Annotated in this window: 15 protein-coding genes; 8 read left to right on the top strand and 7 right to left on the bottom strand. The window is 63.6% G+C overall.

Going from position 1 to position 17,856, the window contains the following annotated elements; translation table 11 throughout:
* Positions 1-48: 48 nt before the first annotated feature.
* The 4 genes from BN1128_RS12220 to BN1128_RS12205 form a co-directional block, all read right to left on the bottom strand.
* Positions 49-612 (bottom strand): NnrU family protein, encoded by a 564-nt coding sequence (locus tag BN1128_RS12220; RefSeq protein WP_042869084.1) that lies wholly within the window; start codon positions 610-612, stop codon positions 49-51.
* Between the two features lie 212 nt (positions 613-824).
* Entirely contained in the window at positions 825-1,958 is a 1,134-nt protein-coding gene (locus BN1128_RS12215) for a glycerate kinase (RefSeq protein WP_042869082.1), read from the bottom strand.
* Positions 1,959-1,967: 9 nt separating this feature from the next.
* Entirely contained in the window at positions 1,968-3,230 is a 1,263-nt protein-coding gene (locus BN1128_RS12210; protein ID WP_042869080.1) for a GntP family permease, read from the bottom strand.
* Positions 3,231-3,349: 119 nt separating this feature from the next.
* A complete protein-coding gene (locus BN1128_RS12205) occupies positions 3,350-4,465 on the bottom strand; it encodes a sugar diacid recognition domain-containing protein (protein WP_042869078.1) in 1,116 nt (371 codons plus the stop codon).
* 208 nt (positions 4,466-4,673) lie between these two features.
* Here BN1128_RS12205 and BN1128_RS12200 point away from each other — a divergent pair, with 208 nt between their 5' ends.
* The 6 genes from BN1128_RS12200 to BN1128_RS12175 all read left to right on the top strand — a co-directional run bounded on the left by BN1128_RS12200 (position 4,674) and on the right by BN1128_RS12175 (position 10,552).
* The gene (locus BN1128_RS12200; protein ID WP_042038777.1) at positions 4,674-5,048 is read left to right on the top strand and encodes a YacL family protein; all 375 of its coding nucleotides are present in this window, start codon (positions 4,674-4,676) and stop codon (positions 5,046-5,048) included.
* Between the two features lie 50 nt (positions 5,049-5,098).
* On the top strand, positions 5,099-5,398 hold the full coding sequence (locus BN1128_RS12195; RefSeq protein ID WP_042869075.1) for a hypothetical protein: 300 nt from the start codon (positions 5,099-5,101) through the stop codon (positions 5,396-5,398).
* A 207-nt stretch (positions 5,399-5,605) separates the two neighbouring features.
* The gene (locus BN1128_RS12190; RefSeq protein WP_042869073.1) at positions 5,606-6,436 is read left to right on the top strand and encodes a CPBP family intramembrane glutamic endopeptidase; all 831 of its coding nucleotides are present in this window, start codon (positions 5,606-5,608) and stop codon (positions 6,434-6,436) included.
* Between the two features lie 227 nt (positions 6,437-6,663).
* Positions 6,664-8,223, top strand: a complete 1,560-nt coding sequence (locus BN1128_RS12185; protein WP_042869071.1) for a methyl-accepting chemotaxis protein — start codon at positions 6,664-6,666, stop codon at positions 8,221-8,223.
* Between the two features lie 224 nt (positions 8,224-8,447).
* Positions 8,448-9,764, top strand: coding sequence for a sphingomyelin phosphodiesterase (locus tag BN1128_RS12180; RefSeq protein ID WP_042869069.1), 1,317 nt, complete (start codon positions 8,448-8,450; stop codon positions 9,762-9,764).
* The gene (locus BN1128_RS12175) at positions 9,761-10,552 is read left to right on the top strand and encodes a F0F1 ATP synthase subunit delta (protein ID WP_042869067.1); all 792 of its coding nucleotides are present in this window, start codon (positions 9,761-9,763) and stop codon (positions 10,550-10,552) included. Before BN1128_RS12180 ends, BN1128_RS12175 begins: the two co-directional genes overlap by 4 nt.
* Positions 10,553-10,626: 74 nt before the next feature.
* Here the strand turns inward: BN1128_RS12175 and BN1128_RS12170 are convergent, their stop codons facing one another.
* The gene (locus tag BN1128_RS12170) at positions 10,627-12,111 is read right to left on the bottom strand and encodes an alkaline phosphatase D family protein (protein ID WP_042869065.1); all 1,485 of its coding nucleotides are present in this window, start codon (positions 12,109-12,111) and stop codon (positions 10,627-10,629) included.
* Between the two features lie 85 nt (positions 12,112-12,196).
* Complete coding sequence (locus BN1128_RS12165; RefSeq protein ID WP_042869063.1) at positions 12,197-13,417, bottom strand: DEAD/DEAH box helicase; 1,221 nt, start codon at positions 13,415-13,417, stop codon at positions 12,197-12,199.
* Positions 13,418-13,588: 171 nt separating this feature from the next.
* On the opposite strand from BN1128_RS12165, the gene BN1128_RS12160 reads away from it, so the two are divergent.
* Positions 13,589-14,407, top strand: coding sequence for a type 2 periplasmic-binding domain-containing protein (locus BN1128_RS12160; RefSeq protein ID WP_042869061.1), 819 nt, complete (start codon positions 13,589-13,591; stop codon positions 14,405-14,407).
* A 67-nt stretch (positions 14,408-14,474) separates the two neighbouring features.
* Here BN1128_RS12160 and tpx read toward each other — a convergent pair whose 3' ends face one another.
* Complete coding sequence (tpx, locus tag BN1128_RS12155; RefSeq protein ID WP_042869059.1) at positions 14,475-14,975, bottom strand: thiol peroxidase; 501 nt, start codon at positions 14,973-14,975, stop codon at positions 14,475-14,477.
* A gap of 238 nt (positions 14,976-15,213) precedes the next feature.
* On the opposite strand from tpx, the gene BN1128_RS12150 reads away from it, so the two are divergent.
* Positions 15,214-17,661 (top strand): zinc/cadmium/mercury/lead-transporting ATPase, encoded by a 2,448-nt coding sequence (locus BN1128_RS12150; RefSeq protein ID WP_042869057.1) that lies wholly within the window; start codon positions 15,214-15,216, stop codon positions 17,659-17,661.
* Positions 17,662-17,856: the final 195 nt, after the last annotated feature.

The raw sequence follows: 17,856 nt of genomic DNA, 5'->3' as shown, positions 1-17,856 counted from the left end.
AGATGAGCGTCATACGCACAGGTGGCGCAGCCGGTTCATCCCCATCATTTAGCGCAAGGGTATGCCGGTCAGCCAGCCATGACCCCAGAAGATCAAGACAGCCGTGACCGCAAGTCCAGCTCCCACACTGATACCAGTACCAACCCAGTTCGCTGCGGGACGGGGATGACGCTGCCAGTCCCGTACCGAAATCCAGATGATGCTGACAAGCGCCCACAGACCTATGCCACCGAACAGCACCAGGGAGCGGGCCTCGCTGTTGACCGCCAGATGGGCGCCGGCCCAGATCAGGGTGCCAAGCAGCTGGGGATGCACCAGCCAGCGCCGCAGGTGATTGGGCCCCTGGCCGGAGAAGAACAGGATCAGTGCGACCGGCATTGCTGCCATCATCAGGGTCGGGCCCCAGGCGGGCAGAAAGTAGAGCGGCATGGGGCTGGACGAACGCCAGCCAGCCAGAATCAAGCCGAAAGCGACGAACACCAGCAGCGAGAAGAGCCCCTTGTAACGATTCTCCCCCAGCCGCTCGCGCAGGCGGTCCCTGTGGGCAGCGGCGAAGCAGGGATAGAGGTGGATAAGGGTAAACAGCAGTACCCCCAGGGTCAGCAAGATCATGGGTTGCTCCTTGTACTATGGGGGATCACTATGCCGCAAAGTGCGCAACCGGAACACAGAAACCGCAGAAAAGCGGTGGGGATACAGCAGGATAATGAAAAAAGCCGATCGACAGATCGGCAAGGTGTTTCGGGCAGACCGGCAACAGATACCGGTCATCACCGCGACACGGGGCAGGGTTTGGCCGGCGCCAGGCACCGGCCAGAAGAGGGTTAGCGTCGCAGCATATAGAGCGCGGCCACGTTGCGGGCCGTGAGCTGCAGGTTGGTGGTGGCAGTGGCCAGCGCCTCCGGCAGCGACATGGCACGGTTGACCACGGCGAACACCGCATCCAGTCCGTGTTCGTGCACCACACCGTAATCGTCGGTGAGGCAGCCCGAAATACCTATCACCGGCTTGCCGAACTGCTTGGCGCAGCGTGCGACACCGATTGGCGTCTTGCCATAAATGGTCTGGCTGTCGATACGCCCCTCCCCCGTGATGACGAGATCCGCATCGGCCACCGCCTCGGCCAGTTTCAGCGCCGCTATGACGATCTGGATGCCGGGCTTGAGCTCGGCACCAAGCAGACCCACCAGGGCCGCCCCCATGCCACCGGCGGCGCCGGCCCCCGGGATCTCCTTCACCTGGCAGCCGAGAGCGTGCTCGATGCGGTCGGCGTAGTGGGAGAGGTTGGCATCCAGCTGGGCCACCATGTCGGCGTTGGCCCCCTTCTGCGGGCCAAACACGGCGGAGGCGCCTTTCGGCCCGCACAGCGGATTGTCCACATCACATGCCACCTCTATGGTGGTCCTGGCCAATCTGGAGTCCAGCCCGCTCAGGTCTATGGTGGCCAGCTCCGCCAGCCCGGCGCCGCCCGGTGCTATGGGGGTGCCATCACTTCTCAGCAGCTTGCCGCCGAGCGCCTGGATCATGCCGGCACCGCCATCGTTGGTGGCACTGCCGCCTATGCCGAGGATCAGGTGTTTCACCCCCATGTCGAGGGCTGCCAGGATCAGCTCGCCGGTACCGAAGCTGGAGGTGTGCAGCGGATTGCGCAGCTCGGGGGGGACTAGGTGCAGGCCGGAGGCCGCCGCCATCTCGATGACGGCGCGCTCGCCATCCCCCAGCAGGCCGACGAAGCCCTGCACCTGGTTGCCGAGCGGCGCTGTCACATAAAACGGCAGTATGCTGCCACCCGTGGCATCCACCAGGGATTGCACTGTGCCCTCGCCGCCATCGGCCATGGGCAACTTGATGTAGGTGGCCTCTGGCAACACCTGCTTGAAACCCGCCTCGATGGCATCGGCCACCGCCATGGCGCTCAGGCTCTCCTTGAATGAATCCGGTGCGATAACAATTTTCATATCAGTTCCTCAGGCGAGACCAAACACGCCAAACATCAGGGTGGAGACGGCTGCTATGGTCAGACCGACGGCTGTTTCATAAGGGATGAGCTTGAGGCGCTCCCCCACGCCCATGTGGACGCTGCCACCGGTGGCATGGAAGAAGGAGCCGTGGGGCATGTGGTCAAACACGGTAGCACCGGCATGGATCATGGCGGCCCCCGCCAGACTGCTGATGCCGAGCTCGATCAGGGTGGAACTGAACACGTTGGAAGCCACCACAGTCCCGGCCGTGGTCGAGGCGGTCGCCAGCGACATCAAAGCGCCCGAGATGGGGGCCAGCAGGTAGGAGGGCAGACCGGAGGCGGTCAAGCCGCTGATCAGCACATCCTTCAGACCCGAGTTGGCAATGATGCCCGCCAGGGTACCGGTACCCAGCAGCATGATGGCCACCGGCGCCATGCGGGCCAGACCCGAGACCGCAAACTGGTTCACCTTGCTGAACTTGCCCATCATAAGGGCCCCGACCAGGCCGCCAAGGGGCAGGGCAATCAGCGGATCCACCACTATACCGGCCAGCGGACGCAGGGCCAGCAGCAGTATGGCAACCAGGGGCGCACTGATGGCGGCGGCAAAGCCGGGCAGCTTGCTGCCACTGAAGCTCACCACCTCGTCGGCGGCGACCTTGCTGCCCTTGTTGTTCAGACGCTTGGCCAGCCAGTAGGCCATCACCAGCCCGAACAGGCCTGGTATGATGCCGGCCGCCATGACGGAGGTGAGGGGGAGATGGAAGGCATCGGACGCAGCGATGGCGTTCGGGTTGGGGGACATGACGTTGCCCGCCTTGCCGCCGCCTATCATGGCCAGCAGTATGGCCGCCTTGGAGAGGTCGGCACGGCGCGCTATGGCCAGCGCTATGGGGGCAACCGTGATGACGGCCACGTCCACGAAGACGCCGACCGCAGTCAGGATCAGGGTGGCGAGCGCCAGCGCCAGCAGGGCGCGGGTCTCGCCCAGCTTCTTGACTATGGTCTCGGCGATGGTGGTGGCCGCGCCCGATTCGATCAGCACGCCCGCCAGCACACCGGCCGCCAGGATCCGCATCACGGCCGTGGTGATCCCCTGGGCGCCACCTATCATCAGGGCGACCGTCTGGGTCAGATCGGCCCCGCCGATCAGGCCACCGGCCAGGGCGCCGACTATCATGCCGTAGGCGGGCGGCACCTTCTTCAGAATGAGGAAGATGGCGATGGAGAGCGCGGCGAGAGCGCCGAGCGCGGATACAGGGATCATGACGGGCACCTTGAATGGGAGTGAGTGGTGGCCATTATGGTGATCCGGGATCGGAATGCGTTGGCTGAAAAGCCAAATAAGGTCTCTTTAAAGAGAGATTTTTTGTTCGTTACAACAAATCAGCTGTCGAGATTGAGCCCGAGGTAGAGCAGGAACTTGTCGTCTAACTTGTTGAAATTCAAACCGGTTATCTGCTCGATCCGGGTCAGCCGATAGCGCAGTGTATTGGGGTGAATGAACAGGGCTTCGGCACAGGGATGCAGATCACAATCCTGCAAGAAATATTGGCGCAGCGTCTTTTGCAGCGTTCCTTTTGTGTCCTCCTGCGCCAGCTTGAGCAAGGGGGCCCGCAGCTGATCCGCCTGCCAGGAGTCCGCCAGACTGCCGAGCAGTACCGGCAACCGGTAATCCTCGAAGAAGTAGACCTGCTTGCGCGGAGCCTGCCGCATGCCCCGGCGCAGAGTATCCCGCGCCGTCTGGTAGGAGCGTGCCAGACCATCTATGCCGCCGAAGTAATCACCCACCCCGATGCGTACCTTGAAGTGGGGAATGCGGGCCAGCAACTGCTTGATGCGGCTGCGCTCCTGCTCCGATTGCCAGACACCCTCGCTCAGTTGGGCCGGTTTGAGCACCACTATCTCGTCGAGGCCGTTGATGGCCACCAGATTGTCCCGCTCCGGATTTTCCAGCAGATGCACCAGCTCCCGCAGCCGGGCGGGATCCGCCTCCTCCAGCGCCAGCACGGCCACCACCCGAGGCTGGTCCAGATCCAGCTCGAGGAAACGGGCCGCCTGTTGCAGCTGATCGACCCGCCCCTCACCACGAATGAGCTGCAATACCAGCTCCTCCTTGTGGCGCTTGTCCCACTGCAACTGCTCGGTGAGCGCTGCCTGCTCCAGAATGAGTTCGGCCGTCATCCGCACCAGCTCGGCGTAAGCACGAACGATGTCCGGATCACCCGAGATGCCGATGACCCCGAGCAGTTCCCCCTGATAGGCAATGGGCAAATTGATGCCGGGACGCACCCCCTTGAGCTGCTGGGCGGTCGCCTCGCTTATCTCCACCACCCGGTTCTCGGTCAGCGCCAGCACGGCCCCTTCGTGGCGCTGATGCAGGCGCTCGGGATTGCCGGAGGCGATGATCAAACCGTGTTCATCCATCACGTTGACCGAGAACGACAGTATCTTCATCGCCCGGCTCACTATCTGACGGGCCAGGGTATCGTTTAGCTGCATAACATCTCCGGACAACAAGCTGGCATGACGCCTGGTGGCCCACAATCACAAGGGCCGACGTGCAAAGATCCCACATCATCAAGACAAGCGCGGGAGGGATCGCTAGAATAGGTCACTTTACGCTATATGTGCCCCACCATGGATCATGGATCTGGCGTTATGCCGCTGTGTGGCGTGGTGGCTTCATCCTTCCGATATGGACTCCGCTATGGACTATGAATTTCGCCGCGACCCGTTCGGTGGCTATCGCGCTCGGTTCTCCATGGGCCATGAGGCCATCGGTCAGTGGTTGATCGATGAAGTTGGCAAGGATGAGGAGAAGCTCGACGAGCTCTTCTCCATCATCGACCAGCTGTCCAATCGCACCCGCACGGAATACCTGCTGCACGGCGGTGACTATTCACTGCTGCTCACCCATGAGGAAGCCGAGGTGAAAGCCAACGTCCTCAATATCGAGCTGGATGAGGATCTCGACGATCTCGCCTACTACGATGATGAGCAGCTGGCCATGTGCGGACTGGAAGACTTTGCCCAGGTGCTCGGCTCCTGGCGCGCCTTTATCCGCAACGAGGATATGGGCTGAATACCCACATTTCGGGCGAGCATGCCCCTTGCAACCCAACAGGATTGACTATGTCTATTTACGATTTTGACGGCGAACAACCAGAACAGCCGGAAGACGAGCAGGACCAGGCCAAACAGGCCGTGCCTGCCAAGAAGAAAGGCAAGCAGGTGATGAACACTCAGGTCAACCTGAGCCCGCGCGATGCCAGCCGTCTGAACGGCCTGCACGTCGAAGCCATCACCACCCTGGACGACGTCAGCCTGCCGAAGAACGTCATCTTCAAGGCCGGCCTCATCGCCCTGGGCGAGCTGGAAGCCACCAAGCGTGCCGACATCATAGCCCGCGTCATCGCCGAATCCGGTCGATAAATCCCGGGTGATTGCCGGGGCGGGTCGCTAAAACGCCCCCAACCTGGCAATGCCGTATCAGAAAAGCCGGAGCCTCAGCTCCGGCTTTTTCATGGCAGCTCCCCGCCGCAGACTTACCCTTGCAGGGATCCGACCAGCCTATTAAGCCTTGTGTCATGATGTGACGACTTGTTAAGGTGCGGGACTTTTATCGGCCTTGGAGACTCAATGTTACCTCTACCTGATTCGCTCATCTGGGGAGCACTGGCGCTGGCCGTCTTGCTCTGTCTGGCCCGGCAACGCCTGCCCGGCCTGATCCTGCTGGGGGTCGCCCTGCTGGCCGCCCTCTACCTAGACCACCTCAGCCCTTCCGCCCTGCTGATCACGCTGGCGGGCCTGTTGCTGGCCTGGCGCACCCCCAACCTGCCCCAGCCCTGGCGTGGTGCAGCCTTGACCCTGGTACTGCTGTGGGCCATAGCGCTGATGCTGCACCTCATCCCCGGCTTCAGTAATCTGAAGGTGCTGGATCAGGTGCAGGCCGGTCCCGCCAGCGTGCCCTTCAACATGTACCTCAACCTGGACAAGCCGCTGGTCTTCTTCGGCCTGCTGATGGCCTGGCCCGCCTTGCTCGGCCAAGGCGGTGCGATCCGCTGGCGAGCGCTGGCCCTGCTGCTGTTGCCGCTGGCGGCCCTGCTGATCACCGCCTGGCAACTGGGGGCGCTCAAGCCCGAAGCGGGCCTTCCCTACTGGTGGTGGCTGTTTGCCCTCAACAATCTGCTGTTCACCTGCGTGGCGGAAGAGGCGCTGTTTCGCGGCTTCATCCAGCAAGGGGTGGCCGCTCGCAGCCGGCTCTGGCTCGGCATCCTGGTGGCCAGCCTGCTGTTCGGCGCAGCCCACCTGGCCGGCGGCCCGCTGCTGATGCTGTTTGCCGCCCTGGCGGGCGCCTGCTACGGCCTGGCGTTCCAGTTCAGTGGTCGCCTGAGCGTCGCCATCGCGATCCACTTCCTGTTCAACTTCGCCCATCTGGCCCTCTTTACCTACCCCCTGGCCAGCCGCTGATCCCAGGCGCCCCGCCCGGGGCGCCCTTGTTTTCCCTTCCTCCGCCCCCTGCCTGCGATCTGTCCGTTCGATTCAAATTTTCTATCTGCACTTTTTTGCCAGGCTCGCGTGTCGATTAATTGACCCAAGCCAAGATAGCGTCATCTTTGCTCCATAAAATGGGCAGGTAACCACCACAAAAAATAAAAACAAAACTATCAGTTACTTGGCTCACTTAGGATGCTCACATGACCACAAGCCAACGGGAGGGGGAGATACGCTTCCCCGACCATCTATCACTGATCTCGACCACGGATCCCGCCAGCCACATCACCTATGCCAACCAGCACTTCTGCGAGGTGGCCGGTTACAACGCCGACGAGATGGAGGGGGTTCCCCACAATCTGGTGCGTCACCCCGACATGCCCAAGGCCGCCTTTGCCGACATGTGGCAACGACTGCGCCAGGGCAAGAGCTGGATGGGACTGGTAAAGAATCGCGCCAAGAGCGGCAGCTTCTACTGGGTCAACGCCTACGTCACACCGATCCTCAACGACCAGCGGCAGATCATAGAGTACCAGTCGGTGCGTACCCGTCCGAGCGAACAGGACATCGCCTGGGCTGAGCAGCTCTACGCCCGCATCCGGGCGGGCAAGGCGCTGCCCTGGCTGAGCCGGCTCACGCTGGAGCCGGGCCAGCTCACCCTGCTCCTCTCCGGCACGGCCCTGCTCGCCCTGCTGACGGCCCTCGTTACTGGCCATCCCTTGTGGGGGGTTATTGGCACAACGACCCTGCTGGCTCAGATGATCCACGGCTGGCGGCTGCAACAGCGGCTCAACCGCCTGGCCACCACGGCAGGCGAGGAGATGGGCACCCCGCTCTGTCAGGTGCTCTACACCAAACGGCGGGACACACTGGCGGCTCTCGAGCTGGCCCTGCGCATGAAGCGGGCCGAGCTCAAGGCGGTGGTGGGGCGCAGCGCCGACACCAACCAGCAGATACTGCAGGCCGCCGAGGATGACAGGGGCAATATCCAGACCATAGACACCCACCTGCAACAGCAGCGGGCCCAGAGCGAGCAGCTGGCCGCCGCCATCACGCAAATGAGCCAGTCGATCCGTGACGTGGCCAACAGCGCCCATCAAGCCAACGCCCTGGTGGGCGAGGTACAACAGGTATCGGCCGAGGGATTGCAGGCGCTGGCGACCACACAATCATCGGTCAATCAGTTGCATGAAGAACTTGATGCCAACCATCAGGTATTGGCGCAGCTGACCGGCGACAGCCAGAAGATCAGCGGGATCCTGGCGGTGATCAGCCAGATCGCCGATCAGACCAATCTGCTCTCCCTCAATGCGGCCATAGAGGCGGCGCGGGCCGGTGAGCAGGGGCGCGGTTTTGCGGTGGTGGCCGACGAGATACGGGCACTGGCCCAGAAGACCCGCAGCTCCACCGGCGAGATCCACGAGATGATCCAGGCGCTGCAGCAGACCACCCGCCAGCTGGCTGATGGCATGACCCAGGGGGCCCAGACCTCGGAGCGTTGCCAGCAGCACGTGAGCACTACAGCCGAGGTGCTCAACCAGATCAACCGCATGCTGACCCAGGTCACCCACACCAGCGACGAAATTGCCCAGGCCGTCAGCCAGCAGGCGGATGTCACCAGTACCCTGGATCACGGCATCCACCAGATCCACCAGCTGGCCAGCCACACAGCCGACAACAGCAGGCAGGCCCTGGACGGCATCACGCTGTTGGTGGAGCGGCTGCATGCCCTCTCCCGCCTGATCAACCAGTTCCGCCACTGACCCGTCACCCGGGGTGCGTGCCGACCGGTACGCGCCCCCTTGATTGCCAAGCCTGATCTAGATCCTCCGCTTGAACGGCCACTGACCCGCAGCCTTCCCCTCAATGTCCCCCCTCTCCCCATATGGGGCCTTTCATTTATTTGTAACAAAAATGTAAATGAAATGACCTCTCTGCCCGCCATAACAGTCACTTTCCATCGTGCCTCAACCAAAAGGACTTAATGATGCACAAGCCCCTCAGTTATGCCGCCCTGCTGCTGGTCAGCCAGTTTCCATTGCTGGCGCTGGCCGATACCGATGTCTACCTCACCAACAACGGCCCGGAACCCTTGCAGCTGGCAATCAGCCAGAGCGGCAGCGGCCAGCTGCAAGCGGGCAGCCAATGGATCCAGCACAGAACGGAGCTGGGCCCCTGGGAAAGCGCCATGGTGCTCAGCTTCAATCGCTACGAGGGGGTGAAGGCGGGCAAAAGCTATCTGTTCGAAACCCGTGTCACCACGGCCGGGGGCGACACCTATCGCCTCAACCAGCTGATGGAGGGCACCTGGTGGAACACCACATTGCAGCACGGTGGCGACACCCCGACCGCCAGCTCGGGCTGGCAGAGCGACCGCGCCCTGCATCGTACCCAGGGGCCGCAGGAGCTGGCCTTTGCCGCCAAATTCACCGGCCGTTACGACGATCTGCACTACATGCTGACGCCGCCACAACCACGGGAACAGCCGGAACCGGCGGAGAGCAAGCTCAAGGTCGCCAGCTACAACGTCTGGGCGCTGCCGGTGATCGCCTCCAGCATAGGCGAGCGGCTGACCCTGCTACCAGACCATCTCAAGGGTTATGACGCCCTGCTGCTGCAAGAGGTGTTCGACGGCCGCCGCGAGGGCTTCCTGCAGGCGCTGGCCAAAGAGTACCCCTATCAGACCAAGGTGCTCGACAAGCCGGGGGTCAACATCCACGACGGCGGCGTGGTGATCGTCAGCCGCTACCCAATCGTGCGCGAGGCCCAGCTGGTCTATCCCCAGTGCACCGGCACCGACTGCTTCGCCGACAAGGGGGTCATGTATGCCGAGGTGATCAAGGGGGGCAAAGCCTGGCATCTGTTCGCCACCCACACCGCCAGCTTCGACACCGACGAGGCAAGACGGCTGCGCCAGATCCAGTTCGGCCAAATGCGTACCCTGGCCGCCAGCCTCAAGATCCCGGCCAGTGACACCGTCATCTATGGCGGCGACTTCAACGTCAACAAGCGCAAGTTCGCCGACGACTACGCCAACATGCTGAGCAACCTCAATGCCCATGAGCCTGTTTATGGGGGTTACACCGAAGCCACTTTCGATCCCAGGATCAACCCCTACGCAGGTGGGCCCCTTTCGGGTGGCGCCAACGTCGAGTACCTGGACTATCTGGTGGTGAGCCGGGAGTACGGCGCCGCCAGTCATAACCTCAACAGCGTCTGGATCCCGCGCAGCAGCGATGGCAGCCTCTGGCCCGCCAGCAACCTCTCCGATCACTTCCCGGTCAAGGGAGAGATCAGCCGATGAAACGCCGCTACGGGATCCTGGCCCTGGCAGTCCTCTCGCTCTTGCTGCTCAACCTCGGCTGGCAGTATGAGCCACCACAGACGCCGGCCGAGGCACATTCCAGCCTGCGCGGAGCACGACAGGCCCAGCAGGTGCCAGCCACCCCTATGACGGCCCTCATGTCCCGGCTCACCCCTGAGGCCAGCGGGGGCAAGCCCACAGCCCCGCCCCCCAGCTGGCGGGAGATGCCGCAGGAGATGAGCCAGCAGCTCGCCAGCGAGATCAGCGACAGCGAGCAGCCGCTCGCCGATCGCCTCGCCAACCTGAGTGAACTGGAGTCACAGTGGATGAGCGAGGGGGAGAGCCTGACCCGGTTGCAGGGGCGTTACGCCCAAGCTCTGGAGCAGTTGGCCGCTGACAGCGAACAGCTGGCACTGGCCGAACGGCTGGCCACCCTCACCCGCTTGCAAGATGAGTGGGTGGCGGATCACCCGGATCTGGCGGCGGATCTGTTCAACCCGGACGCCCGCCTGCAACAGGCCCGCCAGCTGTGGGGAGACGAGGAGCTGGAGACATTGGCCCGCCACTTCCTGCCCGCCGATCGGGCCGAGGCCAGCCTGGCCTTTGCCGCCACCCGTCAGCAGCAGCTGGATCAGCGCGGCCGCTACCAGCAGCAGCTGGCCGAGCTGGAGCAACAACTGGCGGCCAGTCAGGGGAGCACGGATCCCGAGCGCTGGCAGCAGCACAGAGAGGAGGTACTCGGCCAGTTTCGGCGCGACTTCTTCGCCCGGGAACAAGGCAAGCCCTGAGCATGAAACGGCCCAAAGAGCCTGACGTGGAAAAGAAAAAGGGCCCGCTGGGGCCCTTTGTGTTTGTCCGACCATCAGGCCAGCGGATAGCTGGCAGCCAGCCCGTTCTCACAATGCCAGTTGACCCACAGCTTGTGGTCGCTGCCCATCAGCAGGGTGGCGAAGTTGCGGGTGCGCAAGTAGACGGGGGCGCCGAACGGCTTGATCAGCTCAGCGCGTATCAAGCGGTTCTCGTCGAGGTATTCGGGATTGTCGTTGGTCATGGCGAGGATCCCCATCCACTGAAACTGGGTGGGACAGGGATGGACTATGCCGGAGGAGACCAGCTGGTGCACATTGGTGACCCCTTCCCGCTTGTCCTGAATGACGCCCAGGCAGCCCACGTGCACGTCGCCGGAGAGGATCAGGGTCTTGCTGCCCTGATCCTGCTGGCGCCGCAGTCGGGCGTTGTCCAGCAGCCGCATGATGAGCCGCGCCCGCTCCCCCTGATGGGCCTTGGCCCGCCAGTGATCCTTGAGATCGTCGGTCAGCTCCTCTTCCCAGGGGGTGGCATCCAGCGCCGCCTCGGTGAAGGAGAAATCCCGATAGACCACGGGCACCCCCGCCATCACCAGCAGGTGGCCCGAGTCACAGGCGGCCAGCGCGCCGTTGACCTGATCCCATTGGGACTGGCTCATCACCTGGGCCTGGGTGCGGTTCGCCCGGTTGTCCAGCGCCAGGATCCGGTAGCCCCGAAAACTGAGCAGCCAGGAGTAGTGGGTCAAATTGACCGGGTCCAGCAGAGAGGCATTGGCGCTGCTGCGCAGCTGGAACAGCCGGAAATAGCGGGACGCGGCGGCATAGATGACCCGATAGACATCACAGCCCTGCAGATCCTCGGGATAGCTGCCCCAGCCATCGAAGATGTCGTGGTCATCCCACATCATGGCGCTTGGCACCCGGGCCAGCAGGCGGGCCACCTCGGGCCGGCTCCACTGCTTGCAGTAGAGATCGCAATAGAAGCGATCGAGCTGCTCCTCCATGGTGCGGGTCGCCTTGCGCTTGACCTTCTCCGTCCTGTCCAGCTCGTTCCAGGCCTTGAGGCTGGGCACTGTGGTCCAGAGGGAGTCGGCATAGACCTGATCACCCCCCATCAGCAGCAGCGAGAAGGGATGCGCGGCGTGCTCGGCGGCAAGCCTGCCCCACATCACATAGGGTTGGGGCGTGGAGGTGAGCAGCTTGAAGTCGGAAAAACCGTTGCAAGAGGCATAACCGATGCGCACCTGCTCCGCCAGCCCCGGCAGATGAAACTGCCAGTGGTCGTCCCCGGCCAGATCCCGGGCGGGCTCCCCGTCCAGCAGGATCTGGTACTCCACGCTCGTCCCCTCGGCGGCCGGACCTGCCGTCCAGCTGGCTCGCCAGAAACCGCCCTTTGGGGTATCCGCCTGCTTGCCGGCAGGCAGCAAGGCGCCGTTGATCCTGATGCTGGCACCCTTGCAGCCGGGCCCCGCCAGAAAACAGATGCTGTATTGCGTCTCAGCTTCGAGCCCCAGCAAGGGCCCCATTACCAAACTCGCCATTGCCTATCCCTCCGTGGTTGAACCCATGGAGCATAGTGAAACCGGCGTCCTTTGGTACTGCCCAATCGGGCAGTCCATCCTTGAACTAAGCCTTGCCCTTGAACTGCTTGACGCTGCGCTTGTTGGCGGTACGGCGGTTCGCCTGCTTGTCGCGCGGGGGGCGCTTGCCCTCCCCGCTGGCGGGCAGATCGGTCACCGGGAAACCGGCGAGTTCCCCCAGCGGCAGCTCGCGGCCGGTGAGGGTGCGGACCGCCGCCAGGATATCGCTCTCGCCGTGACACACCAGCGAGATGGCCAGCCCCTCGCACCCGGCGCGGGCGGTACGGCCGATACGGTGAACATAAACGGGGGCGCTGGCGGGCAGGTCCAGGTTGATCACCACAGGCAATGCCTCCACATGTATGCCCCGCGCCATCAGGTCGGTGGCCACCAGTACCCGCACCTTGCCGGCCTTGAAATCGTCGAGCGCCTGCTCGCGCACCGCCTGCTCCTTCTCCCCATGCAGGGCGGCAACCGGGATCCCCGCCCTGGCCAGCTTCCTGGCCACGCCGTCGGCATCGTCCCGCGCACTGATGAACACCAGCACCTGCGGCCAGGCCTGCTCCTTGAGCAAGCTGATCAGCGCAGGCACCTTGCTGCTCTTGTTGACCAGATAGAGTCGCTCCTCGATCTCGTTCACCAGGCTGTTGAGGGGATTGGCCTCAATGCGAGTCGGTTCTGTCAGCAGGCTATGGGCAAGGGCATCCAGCTCGGCAGGCAGGGTAGCGGAGAAGAGCAGGGTCTGACGCTCGGCGGGCATCTCATTCATCAGCCACTGAATGTCGGGCAAGAAGCCCATCTCCAGCAGGCGATCCGCCTCATCCAGCACCAGCTGTTGCAGGCCATCCAACCCCAGCACTTGCTGAGTAAGCAGATCCCGCAGTCGCCCCGGCGTCGCCACCAACAGTTGCGGCCCCAGCGCCAATTCGGCCTGTTGCCGCTCCTGTGCCACGCCGCCGCACAGGGTCAGGACGCGCAGCCCCAGCGCCTCGGCGATCCCTTGCAAGGCAGCGCTCACCTGCATCGCCAGCTCGCGGGTCGGTACCACTACCAGTCCCTGCACCAGGCTGGAGGCAGGATCCAGCCGTTGCAGCAACGGCAACCCGAACGCCAGCGTCTTGCCGCTGCCGGTCTGGGCCAGCGCCAGCAGATCCTGCCCCGCCAATACCACGGGTATCGCAAGCTGCTGGATGCGGGTCGGGGTATGCAGGGTGGCAGGCAGGGCCGCCAGCAGGGCGGGATTGAGGTCGAGTTCGCTAAAGGTCATGGGGCTACGCAGATATCGGCTGAATAAAGAAGTGGGAGGCGAAGTCTAGTGAGCAGGGAGCGATAAGTAAAATCTCATCCATCGCGGGCTCTGCAATCGAGCCCGGTTCGATATGACCGGAGCAGCCCAGACTACACTTCTGGAACCATCACCCAAGGGTGTGACCAGATCATGACCAGATATACCTATATCTTGCTGTTTACCCTGCTCGGTCTGCTGGGGTTGACCACCCAGAGCCTCTCCCGGACAGGCACGCCGGCCACGCCTTCGGACAAACCGGTTCGCATCCTCAATGCCCATCTTGGCGAGCTGCCGGGTCTTATCAACGCCGACAAGACGGGTCCCTTCGTCGATCTGGTGCAGGCGATTGATGAACAGTCTCCCGAGGTCAGCATCCGTATCACCATATACCCCATTGCCCGTGCCATGGCCGGTGTCATCGCAGGTAAAGCCGACTTCAGCCTGCCCGCGATCCGCAATCTGCACGATGCGGATATGCTGCCCTATCGCTTCAGTACCCGCAGCTTTGGCAAAGTCACCCATGTCATCTACAGCAACACGGCTCACCCCGTCACCACCGACATGGCCTATGGGGTTGAGCCCACCGAACGGGATCTGCTGATCGAAGCCACCCCGGGCTTTCTGCCCATTCCACTGCAAAGGTCCATGAGCATAGAGCAGTCACTGCGCAAGCTCTCGCGCGGCCGCATCGATGCCTTCATATGGGCCCAGGAGGAAGCTGACCTGATGCTGCGCCAGCTGGGGCTGACCAACATTCATCGGGAACACTTCGGCGATTTCGAGGATGTCTTCATCATCGCCAAGGGGGCGGCGGGTGATGAGATGGATCTCTTCCTCGGCACGGCAATCGACCGGCTGGCCGCGTCCGGCAAGTTGACCGAGATCTACTCCAGGCTTCATCGCCCTTATGAGGCGTGGCAGCCCCATCCCGAGCCAGTGGCGTCGGCGGCGTCACCCAGCACGCCCTGATGGCCAGACGCCATCCATAAAAAATCCCGCCACGGCGTGCCGTGGCGGGATTTTTGCACTCACAAACTTACAGCGCGGCCAGGGCAGCGGCGTAGTTCGGCTCGTCGGCCACTTCGGCCACCAGCTCGCTGTGCAGCACCTTGTCGTCTGCATCCAGCACCACGATGGCACGGGCAGTCAGGCCCACCAGCGGACCGGAGGAGAAGGCCACGCCGTAGTCCTGCAGGAAGGCAGTACCACGCAAGGTGGAGAGGGTCACCACCTTGTCCAGACCTTCGGCGCCGCAGAAGCGGGACTGGGCGAACGGCAGATCGGCGGAGATGCAGAGCACGACTGTGTTCTCCAGCGCGCTGGCCTGTTCGTTGAATTTGCGCACTGAGGTGGCACAAGTCGGGGTATCGACGCTCGGGAATATGTTCAGGATCTTGCGCTGACCGGCGAAGCTCGCCAGGGTCACGTCAGACAGATCCTTGGCAACCAGGGAGAAGGGCTTGGCCTGCTCACCGGCAACGGGGAAGTGACCGGCGACGGAGACGGGGTTGCCTTGCAGGGTAACGGAATTGCTCATGTTATGTCCTTGATTATCGAGGGAGGATAGGGCTCCCCAGTATAGGCGCGCCGGGCGGTGACAAACACCTGCCAATCACAAGGATATAAGGGCGTTTTATTCAGACTCGGACAGCTAGCCCCTGCTGGCTCAGACAGCAAGAGAAATAGGCTTGACCTTGGACTTAACACCAAGGTTTACACTCGCCTCAGTCATCGAAGATCTCGCACCGGCGGGATCCATCCAAGAGGGACTCATCATGAGCAAATCCTGCTGCAGCCATCAAACTGCCGCCGCCCCCATCAAGGCCGTCAGCAAGTCTGCCACCAGCCAGAACGAGCATCAGCACGACAGCCACTGCTGTGACAATGTCGAACAGGTAAGTTGCTGCGCCAGCAAGGCCCCCCATGATCATCAGGATCAGGGGGGGAGTGAATCGCCGGGGGATGAAGAGCCCCCCAGAGCAGGCTGTCACAGCCAGCGCTGCTGCAGCACGCAGCCACCTCATGACCATGACCATGACCATGACCATGACCATGACCAGCATGATCATGATCACCATGAGCAAACCGCCAACACCGCCGAGCCGTTAATCGCGCCGGAGCAGGACAGTCGCCGCCACAGCTGGCAGGTGCTGGGGATGGATTGCCCCAGCTGTGCCCGCAAGATCGAGACCGCCGTCAGCCGGGTGGCGGGCGTGCAGCAGGCCCGGGTGCTGTTTGCCACCGAGAAGCTGGTGGTGGATCTCGCCCCCGGCCTCTCCCCCGATCCCGTCACCGCCGCCGTGCTGGCCGCCGGTTTCCGGCTCAAGGACGCAACTCAGCCCGGGGACGACAACACCAGGCGGCGCAGCCCGCAGATGAGCCTGCTCGCCAAATACTGGCAGCCGCTGTCGCTGGCCGGCCTGATGCTGGTGGCGGCCCTGCTGCCGAAAGAGTTCGGTCAGCCGCTGTTTACCCTGGCCACCCTCTGGGGCCTGTGGCCCATCTCCCGCAAGGCCTGGGCCCTGACCAAGAGCGGCTCCCCCTTCGCCATCGAGACCCTGATGACGGTGGCTGCGCTGGGTGCCCTCTTCCTCGGTGAAACCGCCGAGGCGGCCATGGTGCTGCTGCTCTTCATGCTGGGGGAACATCTGGAGGCCTATGCCGCCGGCCGTGCCCGCGCCGGCGTCACGGCCCTGATGGCGCTGGTGCCCGACAAGGCGCTGCGGATCCGCACCACGGTCGACGGTGACGTGCGGGAAGAGGTGGCGGCCGACCAGCTGCGTCCCGGCGACATCATAGAGATAGCCCCGGGCGCCCGCCTGCCGGCGGATGCCCGTTTGCTCGATGCTCTCGGCGCCTTTGATGAGAGCGCCCTGACCGGTGAGTCCATTCCGGTGGAGCGTCGCCAGGGTGACAAGGTGCCCGCCGGCAGTCTGGCGGCGGATCGGGTGCTGCGCCTCGAGGTGGTGTCCGAGCCCGGCAACAACGCCATCGACCGCATACTGCACCTGATCGAGGAGGCCGAGACCCAGCGCGCCCCCATAGAGCGCTTCATCGACCGCTTCAGCCGCTGGTACACCCCGGCCATGATGCTGGTCGCCCTGCTGGTGGTGATAGTGCCGCCGCTGGCCTTCGGCCAGAGCTGGGACGAGTGGGTCTATCGCGGACTGGCGCTGCTGCTCATCGGCTGCCCCTGCGCCCTGGTGATCTCCACCCCGGCGGCTGTCACCTCCGCCCTGGCGGCGGCGACTCGGCAGGGAGCCCTGATCAAGGGCGGCGCCGCGCTGGAGCGACTGGCCCATATCGATACAGTCGCGTTTGACAAGACAGGCACCCTGACCCTGGGCAAGCCGCAACTGACCGAACTGGTCAGCCTCAATGACCAACCGGAGGCCGAACTGCTGGCACTGGCCGCCGCCATAGAGCAGGGATCCCATCATCCGCTGGCCCGCGCCGTGGTAGCCAAAGCCAAGGAGCAGGGGCTGACCCTGGCTGCGGCCCGGGATCTGCGCGCCCTGCCGGGCATGGGGGTGGAGGGGCGCATCGACGGCACCCTCTGGCAACTGCTGGCACCGAGCCGGATTGACTCGCTGAGCAATGCCCTCAACGCACAAATAGCCACCCTTGAGCAGCAGGGCAAGACGGTGGTCGTGCTCGGCCAGCCGGGCGCAGCACCGGCGGCCCTGTTGGCCCTGCGGGACCAGATCCGGCCCGAAGCGGCAGCGGCCCTGGCGGAGCTCAAGGGGCTGGGACTGCGCAGCATCATGCTGACCGGGGACAACCCCCGCGCCGCCGAGGCGATTGCCAACGAGCTCGGCATGGGCTGGCGCGCCAGCCTGCTGCCGGAAGACAAGGTGGAAGAGATCGCCAAGCTGGCCGCCAGCCAGAAGGTCGCCATGATAGGGGATGGCATCAACGACGCCCCCGCCATGAAGCGGGCCAACATTGGCATCGCCATGGGTGGCGGCACAGATGTGGCACTGGAGACGGCCGATGCGGCGCTGACCCACAACCAGCTCGGCGGCATCGCCGCCATGATCCGCCTGTCGCGGGCGGCACTGGCCAACATCCACCAGAACATAGCGCTGGCGCTGGGACTCAAGGCCATCTTCCTGGTCACCAGTCTGCTCGGCATCACGGGTCTGTGGATTGCCGTGCTGGCGGATACCGGTGCCACCGCCCTGGTGACGGCCAACGCCCTGCGTCTGCTGCGCAAGCGCTGATCCAGCCTGCAAGGGAGATCTCCATATGCAAAGCCGTCCCCGACAGGGACGGCTTTTCTCTTTCCCCCTTCCTTCTCCTGACACCTGCAAAGAAAAAGCGCGGCTGCCGGTTGGCAGTCGCGCTTTGCTTACTCTCTCGGAGTTATCCCACCCTTGGCAAGGTGGAATTCAACCCGGGGCTGCCGAGCCAGCCCC

The organism is Aeromonas piscicola (assembly GCF_000820005.1).
Taxonomy (GTDB): Bacteria; Pseudomonadota; Gammaproteobacteria; order Enterobacterales; family Aeromonadaceae; genus Aeromonas; species Aeromonas piscicola.
Note: the sequence above shows the minus strand (reverse complement) of the source record. Positions and strands in the feature narration are given on the sequence as shown.

What these genes read in the sequence shown, in the direction of transcription:
- BN1128_RS12220 (WP_042869084.1), bottom strand. Translation starts at nt 612, where the DNA reads ATGATCTTGCTGACCCTGGGGGTACTGCTGTTTACCCTTATCCACCTC.
- BN1128_RS12215 (WP_042869082.1), bottom strand. Translation starts at nt 1,958, where the DNA reads ATGAAAATTGTTATCGCACCGGATTCATTCAAGGAGAGCCTGAGCGCC.
- BN1128_RS12210 (WP_042869080.1), bottom strand. Translation starts at nt 3,230, where the DNA reads ATGATCCCTGTATCCGCGCTCGGCGCTCTCGCCGCGCTCTCCATCGCC.
- BN1128_RS12205 (WP_042869078.1), bottom strand. Translation starts at nt 4,465, where the DNA reads ATGCAGCTAAACGATACCCTGGCCCGTCAGATAGTGAGCCGGGCGATG.
- BN1128_RS12200 (WP_042038777.1), top strand. Translation starts at nt 4,674, where the DNA reads ATGGACTATGAATTTCGCCGCGACCCGTTCGGTGGCTATCGCGCTCGG.
- BN1128_RS12195 (WP_042869075.1), top strand. Translation starts at nt 5,099, where the DNA reads ATGTCTATTTACGATTTTGACGGCGAACAACCAGAACAGCCGGAAGAC.
- BN1128_RS12190 (WP_042869073.1), top strand. Translation starts at nt 5,606, where the DNA reads ATGTTACCTCTACCTGATTCGCTCATCTGGGGAGCACTGGCGCTGGCC.
- BN1128_RS12185 (WP_042869071.1), top strand. Translation starts at nt 6,664, where the DNA reads ATGACCACAAGCCAACGGGAGGGGGAGATACGCTTCCCCGACCATCTA.
- BN1128_RS12180 (WP_042869069.1), top strand. Translation starts at nt 8,448, where the DNA reads ATGCACAAGCCCCTCAGTTATGCCGCCCTGCTGCTGGTCAGCCAGTTT.
- BN1128_RS12175 (WP_042869067.1), top strand. Translation starts at nt 9,761, where the DNA reads ATGAAACGCCGCTACGGGATCCTGGCCCTGGCAGTCCTCTCGCTCTTG.
- BN1128_RS12170 (WP_042869065.1), bottom strand. Translation starts at nt 12,111, where the DNA reads ATGGCGAGTTTGGTAATGGGGCCCTTGCTGGGGCTCGAAGCTGAGACG.
- BN1128_RS12165 (WP_042869063.1), bottom strand. Translation starts at nt 13,417, where the DNA reads ATGACCTTTAGCGAACTCGACCTCAATCCCGCCCTGCTGGCGGCCCTG.
- BN1128_RS12160 (WP_042869061.1), top strand. Translation starts at nt 13,589, where the DNA reads ATGACCAGATATACCTATATCTTGCTGTTTACCCTGCTCGGTCTGCTG.
- tpx (WP_042869059.1), bottom strand. Translation starts at nt 14,975, where the DNA reads ATGAGCAATTCCGTTACCCTGCAAGGCAACCCCGTCTCCGTCGCCGGT.
- BN1128_RS12150 (WP_042869057.1), top strand. Translation starts at nt 15,214, where the DNA reads ATGAGCAAATCCTGCTGCAGCCATCAAACTGCCGCCGCCCCCATCAAG.